9 protein-coding genes are annotated in these 16,404 nt (G+C 65.6%); 5 read left to right on the top strand and 4 right to left on the bottom strand.

Features of this window, described 5'->3' with window-relative positions:
* The first annotated feature begins 227 nt into the window (after window positions 1–227).
* Window positions 228–3,707: a DNA-directed RNA polymerase subunit beta gene (gene rpoB / locus J9315_RS12440; protein WP_137826101.1), complete on the top strand. Its 3,480-nt coding sequence runs from the start codon at window positions 228–230 to the stop codon at window positions 3,705–3,707.
* Window positions 3,708–3,775: 68 nt separating this feature from the next.
* A complete protein-coding gene (locus J9315_RS12435; protein WP_211977975.1) occupies window positions 3,776–7,648 on the top strand; it encodes a DNA-directed RNA polymerase subunit beta' in 3,873 nt (1,290 codons plus the stop codon).
* Between the two features lie 557 nt (window positions 7,649–8,205).
* Here J9315_RS12435 and J9315_RS12430 read toward each other — a convergent pair.
* From J9315_RS12430 to J9315_RS12415, 4 genes are all read right to left on the bottom strand, one after another.
* Window positions 8,206–9,231, bottom strand: coding sequence for an ATP-dependent 6-phosphofructokinase (locus J9315_RS12430; RefSeq protein ID WP_198498198.1), 1,026 nt, complete (start codon window positions 9,229–9,231; stop codon window positions 8,206–8,208).
* Window positions 9,228–9,911: a DUF1707 domain-containing protein gene (locus tag J9315_RS12425; protein ID WP_211977974.1), complete on the bottom strand. Its 684-nt coding sequence runs from the start codon at window positions 9,909–9,911 to the stop codon at window positions 9,228–9,230. The genes J9315_RS12430 and J9315_RS12425 overlap by 4 nt, the downstream gene beginning before the upstream one ends.
* A 167-nt stretch (window positions 9,912–10,078) precedes the next feature.
* Window positions 10,079–12,289 (bottom strand): catalase/peroxidase HPI, encoded by a 2,211-nt coding sequence (katG, locus tag J9315_RS12420; protein WP_211977973.1) that lies wholly within the window; start codon window positions 12,287–12,289, stop codon window positions 10,079–10,081.
* A gap of 77 nt (window positions 12,290–12,366) precedes the next feature.
* Complete coding sequence (locus tag J9315_RS12415) at window positions 12,367–12,846, bottom strand: Fur family transcriptional regulator (protein WP_211977972.1); 480 nt, start codon at window positions 12,844–12,846, stop codon at window positions 12,367–12,369.
* 442 nt (window positions 12,847–13,288) lie between these two features.
* On the opposite strand from J9315_RS12415, the gene rpsL reads away from it, so the two are divergent.
* From rpsL to fusA, 3 genes are all read left to right on the top strand, one after another.
* Window positions 13,289–13,663, top strand: coding sequence for a 30S ribosomal protein S12 (gene rpsL, locus J9315_RS12410; RefSeq protein ID WP_211977971.1), 375 nt, complete (start codon window positions 13,289–13,291; stop codon window positions 13,661–13,663).
* Window positions 13,663–14,133 carry a 30S ribosomal protein S7 gene (gene rpsG, locus J9315_RS12405; protein ID WP_137826106.1) on the top strand — a complete coding sequence of 157 codons (471 nt, stop codon included), beginning with the start codon at window positions 13,663–13,665 and terminating at the stop codon, window positions 14,131–14,133. Before rpsL ends, rpsG begins: the two co-directional genes overlap by 1 nt.
* 90 nt (window positions 14,134–14,223) lie before the next feature.
* Window positions 14,224–16,329 (top strand): elongation factor G, encoded by a 2,106-nt coding sequence (gene fusA, locus J9315_RS12400; protein WP_211977970.1) that lies wholly within the window; start codon window positions 14,224–14,226, stop codon window positions 16,327–16,329.
* The last annotated feature ends 75 nt before the right edge of the window (window positions 16,330–16,404 follow it).

Here is a 16,404-nt window from a genome sequence, read left to right as displayed (position 1 = left end):
GGGAAGGAGTTCGGAAACGGACCTTGCGTGACTTGACCGAATGCTATAAGCTTGATATTTGCGTTGCTGTGCCTGTGGCGTGCCTTCATATAGCGGGGGGCAGGTCAGTTCCACTCCAGTGAACCACGTTGTCGCCCGGTGTCGAAATCGACACACCCGGGGATCGGCAGCCGGTGAGCGAGTGGGGTAGCGACGTATCAATTGGTGAAGCACTCGGAAGGATCCCATTGGCCGCCGCCAACGATAACACCAGGACCGCTAATCCCCCCAAGAGAATCTCATTCGCGAAGATCCGCGAACCGCTTGAGGTTCCCGACCTGCTCGGACTCCAGACCGACAGCTTCGACTGGCTCATCGGATCGGAAGCGTGGCAGGACCGCGTCGCCGAAGCCATCGAAATCGGAGACGACTCCGTCGCGACCACGTCCGGTCTCGAGGACATCTTCGAAGAGATCTCACCGATCGAGGACTTCGGTGGATCGATGTCGCTGTCGTTCCGTGAGCACAGGTTCGAAGCTCCCAAGTACTCGATCGACGAGTGCAAGGAACGCGACATGACCTACTCGGCGCCGCTCTACGTGACCGCTGAGTTCATGAACAACAACACCGGCGAGATCAAGAGCCAGACAGTCTTCATGGGCGACTTCCCGCTCATGACCGACAAGGGCACGTTCATCGTCAACGGCACCGAGCGCGTCGTCGTCTCGCAGCTCGTCCGCTCGCCCGGCGCCTACTTCGAGTCGAGCGTCGACAAGACCACGGACAAGGACATCTTCTCCGCGAAGATCATCCCCTCCCGCGGTGCCTGGCTCGAGTTCGAGGTCGACAAGCGCGACCAGGTCGGCGTCCGCCTCGACCGCAAGCGCAAGCAGTCGGTCACCGTCCTGCTCAAGGCCCTCGGCTGGACCGAGTCGAAGATCCTCGAGGAGTTCGGCGAGTTCGAGTCGATCCGCGAGACCCTCGCCAAGGACACCGTCTCGACGCAGGAAGAGGCCCTGCTCGACATCTACAAGAAGCTGCGTCCGGCAGAGCCGGCGACCGCCGAGGCCGCCCGCAACCTGCTCAACAACCTCTACTTCAACCCGAAGCGCTACGACCTGGCCAAGGTCGGCCGCTACAAGGTCAACCGCAAGCTCGGCGTCGACGCTCCGCTGTCGGACTCCGTGCTCTCCGTCGACGACGTCGTCGCCACCATCCGCTACCTCGTCTCGCTCCACGCCGGAGTCGAGACGACGAAGGGTGTGCGCGACGGCGAGGAGATCGAGCTGCGCGTCAAGCTCGACGACATCGACCACTTCGGCAACCGCCGCATCCGCGCGGTCGGCGAGCTCATCGAGAACCAGGTCCGCACGGGTCTGTCCCGCATGGAGCGCGTCGTGCGCGAGCGCATGACGACCCAGGACGTCGAGGCGATCACGCCGCAGACGCTCATCAACATCCGTCCCGTCGTGGCCGCGATCAAGGAGTTCTTCGGAACCTCGCAGCTCTCGCAGTTCATGGATCAGAACAACCCGCTCGCGGGTCTGACCCACAAGCGTCGCCTGTCTGCGCTGGGCCCCGGTGGTCTCTCCCGCGACCGCGCCGCCATGGAGGTCCGTGACGTCCACCCGTCGCACTACGGCCGCATGTGCCCGATCGAGACCCCCGAGGGTCCGAACATCGGTCTCATCGGTTCGCTCGCCTCGTACGCGCGGATCAACCCGTTCGGCTTCATCGAGACCCCGTACCGCAAGGTCGTCGACGGTGTCGTCACCGACGAGACCGAGTACCTCACCGCCGATGACGAGCTCGACTACAACATCGCGCAGGCGAACGCTCCGCTGACCGACGATCAGCGCTTCGCGGAAGAGGAAGTCCTCGCCCGTCCGAAGGGCGGCGGCGGCGAAGCCGAGCTCGTGCTCCGCGACCAGATCGACTTCATGGACGTCTCCGCGCGTCAGATGGTGTCGGTCGCCTCGGCGCTCATCCCGTTCCTCGAGCACGACGACGCCAACCGCGCCCTCATGGGTGCGAACATGCAGCGTCAGGCCGTGCCGCTGGTCATGTCCGAGGCCCCCGTCGTGGGCACCGGCATGGAGTACCGCGCCGCGGTCGACGCCGGTGACGTCATCGTCGCCGAGAAGTCGGGCGTCGTCACCGAGGTGTCGGCTGACTTCGTCACCGTCCTCGCCGACGACGGCACCCAGCAGACCTACCGGGCCTCGAAGTTCAAGCGCTCGAACCACGGCACGTCGTACAACCAGCGCATCATCGTCGACGAGGGAGACCGCGTCGAGGTCGGTGCGGTGCTCGCCGACGGACCCTCGACCGAGGGCGGCGAGATGGCTCTCGGCAAGAACCTCCTCGTCGCGTTCATGTCGTGGGAGGGCTACAACTTCGAGGATGCGATCATCCTCTCGCAGCGCCTGGTCCAGGACGACGTCCTCTCCTCGATCCACATCGAGGAGCACGAGGTCGACGCCCGCGACACCAAGCTCGGTGCCGAGGAGATCACCCGGGACATCCCGAACATCTCGCCCGACGCGCTGGCCGACCTCGACGATCGCGGCATCATCCGCATCGGCGCCGAGGTCACCGACGGCGACATCCTCGTCGGCAAGGTCACCCCGAAGGGTGAGACCGAGCTGACCCCGGAGGAGCGTCTGCTCCGGGCGATCTTCGGTGAGAAGTCCCGTGAGGTCCGCGACACCTCGCTGCGCGTGCCCCACGGCGAGATCGGCACCGTCATCGGTGTGCGCGTCTTCGACCGTGAGGACGACGACGAGCTCTCGCCCGGCGTCAACCAGATGGTCCGCGTCTACGTCGCCCAGCGACGCAAGATCACGATCGGCGACAAGATGGCCGGCCGCCACGGCAACAAGGGCGTCATCTCGACGATCCTGCCGGTCGAGGACATGCCGTTCCTCGCCGACGGAACCCCCGTCGACGTCATCCTCAACCCGCACGGTGTTCCGCGACGCATGAACATCGGACAGGTCTTCGAGATCCACCTCGGATGGATCTCCAAGCAGGGATGGAAGATCGAGGGCAGCCCCGAGTGGGCCGAGGAGCTTCCGCAGCTCGCCCGCGAAGCCGAGCCGGGCACCAACCTGGCCACCCCGGTCTTCGACGGTGCGCACGAGCAGGAGCTGCGCGGACTGCTCGACGCGACGACCCCGAACCGCGACGGAGATCGACTCATCGACTCCTCGGGCAAGGCCCAGCTGTTCGACGGTCGCTCCGGTGAGCCGTTCCCGTACCCGATCTCCGTCGGATACATGTACATGCTCAAGCTCCACCACCTCGTCGACGACAAGATCCACGCGCGCTCGACCGGTCCGTACTCGATGATCACCCAGCAGCCGCTCGGCGGTAAGGCGCAGTTCGGCGGTCAGCGCTTCGGTGAGATGGAAGTGTGGGCCCTCGAGGCCTACGGTGCGGCGTACACGCTGCAGGAGCTGCTGACGATCAAGTCCGATGACATCCCGGGCCGTGTCAAGGTCTACGAAGCCATCGTCAAGGGTGAGAACCTGCCCGATCCGGGAATCCCCGAGTCGTTCAAGGTCCTCATCAAGGAGATGCAGTCGCTGTGCCTCAACGTCGAAGTCCTGTCGTCCGACGGCGGCCAGGTCGAGATGCGCGACTCGGAGGACGAGGTCTACCGGGCGGCTGAAGAGCTCGGCATCGACCTGTCCTACCGCGAAGCCCAGACCGTAGAAGAAGTCTGAGCACTTCCACTTCAACCGACACAGATTTTCGATGAGCCCTGAGCTCATCACCAGGAAAGAGGATTTACGTGCCTGACGTCAATTACTTCGATGAGCTGCGGATCGGTCTCGCCACCGCCGATGACATCCGCGGTTGGTCGCACGGTGAGGTCAAGAAGCCGGAGACCATCAACTACCGCACCCTGAAGCCGGAGAAGGACGGACTCTTCTGCGAGAAGATCTTCGGCCCCACCCGTGACTGGGAGTGCGCCTGCGGCAAGTACAAGCGCGTGCGCTTCAAGGGGATCATCTGCGAGCGCTGCGGCGTCGAGGTGACCCGTGCCAAGGTGCGCCGTGAGCGCATGGGCCACATCGAGCTCGCCGCTCCCGTCACCCACATCTGGTACTTCAAGGGCGTTCCCTCGCGCTTGGGCTACCTGCTCGATCTCGCGCCGAAGGACCTCGAGAAGGTCATCTACTTCGCCGCGTACATGATCACCTCTGTCGACGAGGAGTCCCGTCACCGGGATCTGCCGAGCCTGCAGAACAAGATCGATGTCGAGAAGCAGCAGATCGGCGACCGCCGTGACGCCGACATCGACCGTCGTGCCAAGAAGCTCGAAGAGGACCTCGCGGCCCTCGAAGCCGACGGCGGAACCGCGCAGGCCAAGAAGAAGCTGCGCGACGTCGCCGACAAGGAGATGGACAAGCTGCGCAAGAACGCCGATCGCGAGATCGACCGCCTTGAGCAGGTGTGGGACCGGTTCAAGAACCTCAAGGTCAACGACCTCGAGGGCGACGAGAGCCTCTACCGCGAGATGTTCGCCCGCTTCGGCCTCTACTTCACGGGTGCCATGGGCGCCGAGGCGATCCAGAAGCGCCTGCTCGACTTCGACCTCGAGGCCGAGTCCGAGAAGCTGCGCGAGCTCATCAACACCGGCAAGGGACAGCGCAAGACCCGCGCGCTCAAGCGCCTCAAGGTCGTCAACGCGTTCCTCACCACGGATAACAACCCCGAGGGCATGGTCCTCGACGTCGTCCCGGTGATCCCGCCGGAGCTGCGTCCGATGGTCCAGCTCGACGGTGGCCGCTTCGCGACCTCGGATCTCAACGATCTCTACCGTCGCGTCATCAACCGCAACAACCGCCTCAAGCGCCTGCTCGACCTCGGTGCTCCCGAGATCATCGTCAACAACGAGAAGCGGATGCTCCAGGAAGCCGTCGACTCGCTGTTCGACAACGGTCGTCGCGGTCGTCCCGTGACCGGACCGGGCAACCGCCCGCTCAAGTCGCTGTCGGACATGCTCAAGGGCAAGCAGGGCCGGTTCCGTCAGAACCTGCTCGGCAAGCGCGTCGACTACTCGGGGCGTTCGGTCATCGTCGTCGGTCCGCAGCTCAGCCTCCACCAGGCGGGTCTGCCGAAGACGATGGCGCTCGAGCTGTTCAAGCCGTTCGTCATGAAGCGCCTGGTCGATCTCAACCACGCGCAGAACATCAAGTCGGCCAAGCGCATGGTCGAGCGTCAGCACCCGCAGGTGTGGGACGTGCTCGAAGAGGTCATCACCGAACACCCGGTGCTCCTCAACCGCGCACCGACCCTGCACCGTCTGGGCATCCAGGCTTTCGAACCGCAGCTCATCGAGGGCAAGGCCATCCAGCTGCACCCGCTCGTGTGCTCGGCGTTCAACGCCGACTTCGACGGTGACCAGATGGCCGTCCACCTGCCGCTGAGCCCCGAGGCGCAGGCCGAGGCCCGCATCCTCATGCTCTCGGCCAACAACATCCTCAAGCCCTCCGACGGCAAGCCCGTGACCATGCCCTCGCAGGACATGATCATCGGTCTCTACCACCTCACCTCGGAGCGCAGGGGACTCGCCGGTGAGGGCCGGTCGTTCTCCAGCCTCGGCGAAGCCATCATGGCCTTCGATCACGGCGAGCTCGACCTCGGTTCGGCCGTGACGATCCGTCTCGAGAACGTCGTTCCCGGGACCGATCTCGATGTTCCCGAGGGCTGGGAGCTGGGCACGCCGCTCGACGTGGAGACCACGCTGGGCCGCGCGCTGTTCAACGACTACCTGCCTGCGGACTACACCTACGTGAACTCGACGATCGACAAGAAGGCGCTGAGCCGGATCGTCAACCACCTCGCGGAGGAGTACCCGAAGGTCGAGGTCGCGCACACGCTCGACAACTTCAAGTCCGGCGGCTTCCACTGGGCGACGCGCTCGGGCATCACCGTGGCGATGTCCGATGTCGTCTCGCCTGAGGCGAAGACGGAGATCCTCGAGAACGCCGAGGCGCTCGACACGAAGGTGCAGCAGCAGTACGAACTCGGTGCGCTCACCGATGACGAGCGCCGCAACGAGCTCGTCAAGCTGTGGACCGAGACCACCGAGAAGGTCGACCAGGTCATGCGGACGAACTTCCCGGAGGAGAACTCGGTGCTCCGCCTCGTCGAGTCCGGTGCATCCGGTAACTGGATGCAGGTCCGTCAGCTCGCCGGTATGCGCGGTCTGGTGACGAACCCGAAGGGTGAGATCATCCCGCGTCCGATCACCTCGAACTACCGCGAGGGCCTGTCGGTGCTCGAGTACTTCATCGCCTCCCACGGCGCCCGCAAGGGCCTCGCGGACACGGCGCTGCGCACCGCTGACTCCGGCTACCTGACCCGTCGCCTCGTCGACGTGTCGCAGGACGTCATCATCCGCACCCAGGACACGGATTCGACCAAGGGCATCACCCTGCCCGTGGCCGAGCGTGACCACGAAGGCAACCTCGTGCCCCACGAGTACGTCGAGACGAGCCTCTACGGCCGCCTCACCGTCTCCGATGTCACGGATGCCGACGGCAACGTCATCGTTCCGGCGAAGACCGACGTCACGGCGGATGTCATCGACACCCTGGTGGCCGCCGGCGTCGAAGAGCTCAAGGTCTACTCCGTGCTCACCGCGGATTCGGACACGCAGATCTCGGCGATGCACTACGGTCGGTCGATGGCCACCGGCAAGCTCGTCGACATCGGCGAGGCGATCGGCACCGTCGCGGCTCAGTCGATCGGCGAGCCCGGCACCCAGCTGACGATGCGCACCTTCCACACCGGTGGTGTGGCGGCGTCCTCGGGTGACATCACCCAGGGTCTGCCCCGTGTCACGGAGCTCTTCGAGGCTCGTACCCCGAAGGGCTTCGCCCCGATCGCCGAGGCGACCGGTCGTGCGAAGATCGACGACAGCCGCAAGACCCGCTTCGTCGTCATCACCCCCGATGACGGCAGCGACGAGATCGAGCACGCAGTCTCCAAGCGTGCCCGCCTCCTCGTCGAAGACGGTCAGCACGTCAAGGCGGGTGAACAGCTCGTCGTCGGCGCGGTCGACCCGAAGCAGGTGCTGCGCATCCGCGGTCGCCGTGAGGCCGAGCGCTTCCTCGTCGAGCAGGTGCAGAAGGTGTACCGCTCGCAGGGCGTGGGCATCCACGACAAGCACATCGAGGTCATCGTGCGGCAGATGCTGCGTCGCGTCACCGTCATCGAGTCGGGCGACACGAACCTGCTGCCCGGCGAGCTCGTCGACCGTGGGCGCTACCAGGCGGAGAACCGTCGCGTGGTCGCCGAAGGCGGTCAGCCCGCCTCGGCGCGTGATGAGCTCATGGGCATCACGAAGGCCTCGCTGGCGACCGAGTCGTGGCTCTCGGCTGCGTCCTTCCAGGAGACGACGCGCGTCCTCACCGAGGCCGCGATGGAAGGAAAGTCGGACACGCTCATGGGTCTGAAGGAGAACGTCATCCTCGGTAAGCTCATCCCGGCCGGCACCGGTCTCCAGACGCACCGCAACATCGTTGTGGAGCCGACGGAGGAGGCGAAGGCGGAGATGTTCACCAACAGCTACGGTGACTTCTACGCGGGCATCGGATCCGATTCCGGCTCCGCCATCCCGCTCGAGGACTACGACTACGGCGCCTTCAGCTGAGTCGGCACTTGAGCTGCCGCAGTCCGGTCCGCTGATCGGCTGAGGCGACTCGGCCGCCTCCGAGTGCACGCAAGGGGCACCCACCGATTCGGTGGGTGCCCCTTCTGCATGCCCGCGACACGCTTGTGCCGATTGTGACTGTCGGCCAAAAGTCGTTCTGCATGCAACCAGTCGATGGGCAGAATGACTTTTCGCCGACACAGCGTGCGTGTCGCAAACTTCTCGCCGGCAGAACCACTTTTGCCCAGCGCAACCGCTTCCGGCGCGGACACACTTCCAGCAGGCTGACTCACTTCCAGCCGGCGCACACTCTTCCAGCAGGCAGACACACTTCTGGCCGGCGTACGCGCTTCTTGCGGGCACTCGCCCGCGACACGCTTGTGCCGATTGTGACTGTCGGCCAAAAGTCGTTCTGCGGGCAACCAGTCGATGGGCAGAACGACTTTTCGCAGGCGCAACGTGCGTGTCGCAAACTTCTCGCCGGCAGAAACACTTCTGCCCAGCGCAACCGCTTCCAGCGCGGACACGCTTCCCGCCCGCAGCTGCACCGCAGACTCTCAGCCGAAGAGGACCTGCGCCTCTTCCCACCGGTCGAGCGGCACGGTCTTGAGGCTGTCGACGGCCGAGGCCATCTCGACGGCGACGATGTCGGTGCCCTTGAGGCTCGCCATCTTGCCCCACTGCTCACCGTGGGCGAGGTCGGCCGCGGCCATGCCCAGACGCGTCGAGAGAACCCGGTCGTAGGCGGTGGGGGAGCCGCCCCGCTGCAGGTGACCGAGGATCGTCGCGCGGGTCTCGATGCCCGTCTGCTCCTCGATGAGCGGCGCGAGGTAGTTGGCGATGCCGCCGAGGCGGGCCCGGCCCCGGGAGTCGACTCCGCGGTCGGCGATCTGCTCGTCGAGGCCCTCGGGCACGAAGCCCTCGGCGACGACGACGATCGGGGCGCGACCGCGATCCCGCGCCGAGGTCACCCACTGCCCGATCTGCTCCATCGACACGGGGAACTCCGGCATGAGGATCGCGTGCGCCCCGCCGGCCATGCCCGAGTGGAGGGCGATCCAGCCGACGTTGCGGCCCATCACCTCGATGACCATGCACCGGTGGTGGGACTCCGCGGTGGTGCGCAGACGGTCGATCGCCTCGGTGGCAATCGACTGGGCGGTGTCGAAGCCGAACGTGTAGTCGGTGTTGTCGAGGTCGTTGTCGATCGTCTTCGGCACGCCGACGATGTTGATCCCCTCCTCCTCGACGAGGCGGGAGGCCCCCGAGAGCGTCCCCTCACCGCCGATCGCGACGATCGCGTCGATGTCGTGCGCGGCGAGCACCTCCCGCATCCGCGCGGGACCCCCGTCCTCGTAGGGGTGGGTGCGGGAAGTGCCGAGGATCGTGCCGCCGCGTCCGGAGAGGCCGCGGACGTCGAGCATCGACATCTCGAACATGTCGTCCTCGAGCAGACCCCGCCAGCCGTCGCGGATGCCGACGAACGACGAACCGTGCGAGCGGATGCCCTTGCGGACGATGCCGCGGATGACGGCGTTGAGGCCGGGGCTGTCGCCGCCGGAGGTGAGGATTCCGATTCTCATGTCAGCTGTCCCTGGTCCTTTCCTCGGTAGCCTTTGGCCAAGTGCACGTCGTGGCCGGCCATGAGCGAGAACCCCTTGAGCACGACGGTGCCGTTCGAGCCGTCGCCTCTGGCCGACTGCCGGATCTCGTTGCCGGCCATGATGTTGATCGTCTCGTCCTTGATCTGCACGCCCGGCGGCACGTAGATGTCGTTGCCGGCCCACATCGAATACGCCACGAGTTCGACGGTGACGCCGGGACCCATGACCTCGGTGAGGTCGATGTTGTCCCCGCCCATGAGCGCGTACGTCGTCACCTCGGCGGTGCCGGCGGGCACGTCGATCTCCCGCCCGGACATGATCGCCACCGAGTTCACGGGGCTCGCCGAGCCCGGCGGGGCAGTCGGCGAGAGCGGCGCGGGTGCATTGCGCGGCACGATCTGGGCACCCGGGGTCGTTCCGCCCGTCTGCTGCTCGAGGCGGTGGTGGAGTTCGCGTCCTTCGGGCAGGTCGACGATGAGCGGAGCGAGCTCGTCGAGGTACTTCGCCCGGATCGCCTCGTCCTGCCGCTCGGCGGTCTCATCGGGGTCGAGGCGACCGCTGCTCACCGCCTCGGTGATGACGGCGAGGACGGCGTCGCGGTCGGCGTCGGAGGCCCGGATCCTCGGGCGGGACGGTGGTTCGAGCTGTTCGTCGGGCATGACCCCCAGTGTAGCGGCGGACACACTCTCCGGTGTCGGACGATTCACCGACGAGGCGGGACACGACGAAGGCGGTGCCCCGATAACGGGACACCGCCTTCTCACCTCTCCTCACAGGGCAGGTCATCCTCGCCGAGGCGGCCCACCACGGCGAGGAGAGACTGACCTCAGCGCTTGAGGTCGTAGCGGTCGGCCTCGACGACCTTCGACCAGGCATTGACGAAGTCGTTGACGAACTTCTCCTGTGCATCGTCGGAGGCGTAGACCTCGGCGATCGCGCGCAGCTCGGAGTTCGACCCGAAGAGCAGGTCGACACGGCTGCCCGACCACAGCTTCTCACCGGCCGGGGAGTAGGACTCGTAGAGGTTGGTCGTCGCCGAATCGCCGACGGCCTTCCACGTGTTGCCGAGCTCGAGGAGGTTGACGAAGAAGTCGTTCGTCAGCTCGCCCTTGCGGTCGGTGAACACACCGAGCTCGGAGTCCTCGTAGTTCGCGCCGAGGACGCGGAGTCCGCCGATGAGCACCGTGAGCTCGGAGGTGGTGAGCCCGAGCAGGCTCGCCTGGTCGAGGAGGAGATACTCGGCGGCCAGCGGCAGGCCCGGGGTGAGGTAGTTCCGGAAGCCGTCGTGGGTCGGCTCGAGGTAGGAGAAGGACTCGACGTCCGTCTGCTCCTGCGAGGCGTCCCCGCGTCCGGTCGACACGGGCACGGTGACGTCGAAGCCCGCAGCCGCGGCGGCGGTCTCGACGCCGACGGCCCCGGCGATCGCGACGACATCGGCGAAGGAGGCGCCGGTCTCGGCGGCGATGCGCTCGAGCACGCCGATCACCTCGGCGAGCTTGGCCGGCTCATTGGCCGTCCAGTTCCGCTGTGGTTCCAGCCGCAGGCGACCGCCGTTGACGCCGCCGCGCATGTCGGAGACGCGGTGCGAGGACGCGGCGGCCCACGTCGTCGACACGAGCTGGGAGACGCTGAGGCCCGAGTTGCGCACGGCCGCCTTGACGAGTTCGACCTCGCCGTTGTTGAGCGGGGTGCCCGCTGGGATCGGATCCTGCCAGATGAGGTCCTCGTTCGGCACCTCGGGTCCGAGGTAGCGGGTCGCGGGTCCCATGTCGCGGTGCGTGAGCTTGAACCACGCACGGGCGAACGCGTCCTCGAAGGCCTTCTGATCGTCCTTGAAGCGACGCGAGATCTTCTCGTAGGCGGGGTCGAAGCGCAGCGAGAGGTCGGTCGTGAGCATGCGGGGCTCACGGCGTCCCTCACCCTGGGCCATCGGCACCATGTCGTCGCCGCCGCCGTCGACCGGACGCCACTGGATGTGGCCGCCCTCGTTCTCGAACTTCTCCCACTCGTACGCGAAGAGGATGTGGAAGAACTCGTTGTCCCAGCGGGTCGGGTGGTAGGTCCACGTGACCTCGATGCCGCTGCCGATCGCGTCGTTGCCCGAACCGGTGCCGAAGTCGGACTTCCAGCCGAGCCCCTGCTCCTCGAGGGCACCGGCTTCCGGATCCGCACCCTTGTGGCTCTCGGGGCCGGCGCCGTGGGTCTTGCCGAAGGTGTGGCCGCCGGCGATGAGGGCGACGGTCTCCTCGTCGTTCATCGCCATCCGGCCGAAGGTCTCGCGGATGTCAGCGGCGGCCTTGACCGGGTCGGGTTCGCCCTCGGGGCCCTCGGGGTTGACGTAGATGAGGCCCATCGTCGTCGCCGCGAGCGGCTTCTGCAGCTCACGGTTGCCCGCGTAGCGCTTGTCGGTGCCCAGCCATTCGGTCTCCGAACCCCAGTAGACGTCGTTGTCGGGCTCCCACACGTCGGCACGACCGCCGGCGAAGCCGAAGGTCTTGAATCCCATCTGCTCGAGGGCGACATTGCCCGCGAGGATGAAGAGGTCGGCCCACGAGATCTTCTTGCCGTACTTCTTCTTCACCGGCCACAGGAGGCGGCGGGCCTTGTCGAGTCCGACATTGTCCGGCCATGAGTTGAGCGGCGCGAAGCGCTGCTGGCCCTCACCGCCGCCGCCGCGGCCGTCCTGGACGCGGTAGGTGCCGGCGGAGTGCCAGGCCATGCGGATCATGAACGGACCGTAGTTGCCGAAGTCGGCCGGCCACCAGTCCTCGCTCGTCGTCATCAGCGCGGCGAGGTCCGCCTTGAGCCCGTCGTAGTCGAGGGTGGAGAACTCCGCCGCGTAGTCGAAGTCGGCGTCCATCGGGTCGCGGGCGGGCTGGTTCTTCGCGAGGATCTTGAGGTTGAGACGGTTGGGCCACCACTGGGCGTTGGCGTCGCCCTGCAGGGGAGTGGTCAGCGATCCGGGTTCGGACGTCGGGTTGGCACCCGAAGACGTGTGGACGACTGGGCAGCCGCCTGCAGTGGAGGTGTCGGTCATGGTGTTCCTTTCGGTGTCGAGCCCCGGGCGGGCTCAGCTGATGGCGACGGAAGGGCGCAGCGAGAGCGCCTCCCGGCTCAGACGACAGAGGGCAGTTCGAGTTCGGGCTCCGGAGCCGCACTGCGACGGGCGCAGTCCGGGCACAGACCCCAGAACGTCACCTCGGCCTCGTCGATGACGAAGCCGTGATCGTGTGATGGGGTCAGGCACGGGGCCTGACCGACCGTGCAGTCGATGTCGACGATCCGGCTGCACTCCCGGCACACGAGATGGTGGTGGTTGTCGCCGATGCGCCGCTCGTACCGGGAGACGGACCCGGACGGTTGGATGCAGCGGAGGAGACCCGCCTCGGTGAGGGTGTGGAGTGAGTCGTAGACGGCCTGATGGGAGACCTCGGGGAGGTCCTGTCTGACCGCGCGGATGACGGTCTCGGTGTCGGCGTGGGGATGGGAGTCCACCGCTGCCAGCACCGCGACTCTCTGCTTCGTCACGCGCAGGGAGCTGGTCCGCAGGATCGCGGAATAGTTCCCCGTCGGCGCCTGTTGTTCCTCTGTCACCCCTTCACCCTTGCATGGTTTTCTTGAATGAGTCAAGGAAGCGACCCTGCTATATCGTGACCCGTGTCTCTCCGCCCGAGGGCGGCCGGGCGGAGCAGGATACGCCGCTTCCGGCGATTTTGACCGGAGGCTCGCGCACGCGATATTCTGGGAGGCGACTGATTGTGTTATCTGCGTCGTCGGACGATCATGCCAGGTGTGTTGTGAGGCCTGGACCCCGTGTGAGTGCGACCGGCGCAGGCCGCCCGACCGAGCAGAACCCTGCGCGCGCGTGTCCTTGCGACACTCCCGAGCGCAGGGTGCGTGAGGCCGCGTGGTTACTGGCATCGGGAGTCAAGCTTCACCCGGTGTTCAGTCGGATATGTCCCACGGTTCACAAACGCGACCTGCGTCGCGGCCGATGTGGGAATTAGGTTCATCGAGAAGCAATGGAGAACGCTTAGTGCCGACAATCCAGCAGCTCGTCCGCAAAGGACGGCATAACAAGTCCGCAGGGTCCGACGCCCCTGCCCTGAAGGGCAGCCCCCAGCGTCGCGGCGTGTGCACCCGTGTGTACACCACGACCCCCAAGAAGCCGAACTCGGCTCTTCGCAAGGTCGCTCGTGTCAAGCTCTCGAGCCAGATCGAAGTGACCGCGTACATCCCCGGTGAGGGACACAACCTGCAGGAGCACTCGATCGTGCTCGTGCGCGGTGGCCGTGTCAGGGACCTTCCGGGTGTGCGCTACCGGATCGTGCGCGGTTCGCTCGACACCCAGGGTGTCAAGGGCCGTCAGCAGGCCCGCAGCAAGTACGGAGCGAAGAGGGAGAAGAAGTAATGCCGCGCAAAGGTCCTGCACCGAAGCGACCGATCGTCGTCGACCCGGTCTTCAACTCGCCGCTCGTCACGCAGCTGATCAACAAGATCCTGCTCGACGGCAAGCGCTCGACCGCCGAGCGCATCGTCTACGGTGCCCTCGAGGGCACCCGCGAGAAGAACGGCAACGACCCGGTTGCCAACCTCAAGAAGGCTCTCGACAACATTCGCCCGTCCCTCGAGGTCCGCTCCCGCCGCGTCGGCGGTGCGACCTACCAGGTGCCGGTCGACGTCCGTCCTGCTCGTTCGACGACCCTGGCACTGCGCTGGCTCGTGGGCTACGCCCGCCAGCGCCGTGAGAAGACGATGACCGAGCGCCTCATGAATGAGATCCTCGACGCGGGCAACGGCCTCGGTGCCGCTGTCAAGCGCCGTGAGGACACCCACAAGATGGCCGAGTCCAACAAGGCCTTCGCCCACTACCGCTGGTGATCGTCGCCCTTGCCGCCCGATCGGTCTGCTGCGCAGACCGGTCGGGAGGGAAGGGTCTGCGGTCAAGTCATCGATTGAGAGAGAGACACCGTGGCACTTGACGTGCTCACCGACCTGAACAAGGTCCGCAATATCGGCATCATGGCCCACATCGATGCCGGTAAGACCACTACGACCGAACGCATCCTGTTCTACACCGGTGTGAACTACAAGATCGGCGAGACCCACGACGGTGCCTCGACGATGGACTGGATGGAGCAGGAGCAGGAGCGCGGCATCACGATCACGTCGGCCGCGACGACCTGCTACTGGCACGATTACCAGATCAACATCATCGACACCCCGGGACACGTCGACTTCACCGTCGAGGTGGAGCGCTCGCTCCGCGTCCTCGACGGCGCCGTCGCCGTGTTCGACGGCAAGGAAGGCGTTGAGCCGCAGTCCGAGACCGTGTGGCGTCAGGCTGACAAGTACAACGTTCCGCGTGTGTGCTTCGTCAACAAGATGGACAAGCTCGGTGCGGACTTCTACTTCACCGTGCAGACCATCAAGGACCGCCTCGGTGCGAAGCCGCTCGTCATCCAGCTGCCGATCGGCGCCGAGTCCGACTTCGAGGGCATCGTCGACCTTCTTGAGATGAAGGCCTACATCTGGCCTGACGAGTCCAAGAAGGGTCAGGACATGACCGAGATCGAGATCCCCGCGGATCTTGCGGACAAGGCCGAAGAGTACCGTGCCCAGCTCGTCGAGGACGTCGCCGAGAGCTCGGAAGAGCTCATGGAGAAGTACCTCGAGGGTGAGGAGATCTCGGTCGCCGAGCTCAAGGCCGGCATCCGCGCTCTCGTCATCGAGTCCGAGGCCTTCCCGGTGATGTGCGGTTCCGCGTACAAGAACAAGGGCGTCCAGCCCATGCTCAACGCTGTCCTCGACTACCTCCCCTCGCCGCTCGACGTGCCTCCGATGATCGGACACAACCCGAGCAACGAGGAAGAGGAGATCGTCCGCAAGCCCTCCGTCGACGAGCCGTTCTCGGCACTCGCGTTCAAGGTGGCCACGCACCCGTTCTTCGGTGCGCTCACCTACGTCCGCGTGTACTCGGGACAGGTGAAGTCGGGCGAGCAGGTTCTCAACGCCACGAGCGGAAAGAAGGAGCGCGTCGGAAAGCTCTTCCAGATGCACTCCAACAAGGAGAACCCGGTCGAAGAGGCGATCGCCGGTCACATCTACGCGTTCATCGGTCTCAAGGACACGACGACGGGCGACACGCTGTGCGATCCCGCACACCCGATCGCTCTCGAGTCGATGACCTTCCCCGAGCCCGTCATCTCCGTGGCCATCGAGCCCAAGACGAAGGGCGACCAGGAGAAGCTCTCGGCTGCCATCCAGAAGTTCGTCAAAGAGGATCCGACCTACCAGGTCGAACTCGACCCGGAGACCGGCCAGACCGTCATCCGCGGCATGGGCGAGCTCCACCTCGACATCCTCGTCGACCGCATGCGTCGCGAGTTCAAGGTCGAGGCGAACGTCGGCAAGCCGCAGGTCGCGTACCGCGAGACGATCCGTCGCGCCGTCGAGAAGTACGACTACACCCACAAGAAGCAGACAGGTGGATCGGGACAGTTCGCCAAGGTCCAGGTGACCTTCGAGCCTCTCGAGGTCGACGGCGACACGATCTACGAGTTCGAGAACGCCATCACCGGCGGTCGCGTGCCTCGTGAGTACATTCCGAGCGTCGACGCCGGCATCCAGGATGCGATGCAGCTCGGCGTCCTCGCCGGCTACCCGCTGGTCGGCATCAAGGCCACTCTGGTCGACGGTGCCTACCACGACGTCGACTCCTCGGAGATGGCGTTCAAGATCGCCGGTTCGATGGTCCTCAAGGAGGCCGTGAAGAAGGCGAACCCGGTTCTGCTCGAGCCGGTCATGGAAGTCGAGGTGCGCACCCCTGAGGAGTACATGGGCGACGTCATCGGCGACCTGAACTCTCGGCGTGGCCAGATCCAGTCCATGGATGACGCTTCCGGCGTGAAGGTCGTCAAGGCTGTGGTCCCGCTGTCGGAGATGTTCGGCTACATCGGAGACCTGCGGTCGAAGACCCAGGGCCGCGCGGTGTACTCGATGCAGTTCTCCAGCTATGCGGAGGTCCCGAAGGCTGTGGCCGACGAGATCATCCAGAAGATGCGTGGCGGAGAGTAATCTCCACAGCTCATCGCCAAGGTGATGTAGAACAACATCACTGGAATGAAAGATAACCAACAAAGGTCTAAGATA

Origin of the sequence: Brevibacterium sp. W7.2 (assembly GCF_018137945.1) — a bacterium.
In the GTDB taxonomy this organism is placed as follows: Bacteria; Actinomycetota; Actinomycetes; order Actinomycetales; family Brevibacteriaceae; genus Brevibacterium; species Brevibacterium sanguinis.
This window is presented reverse-complemented; position numbering and strand designations above follow the sequence as displayed.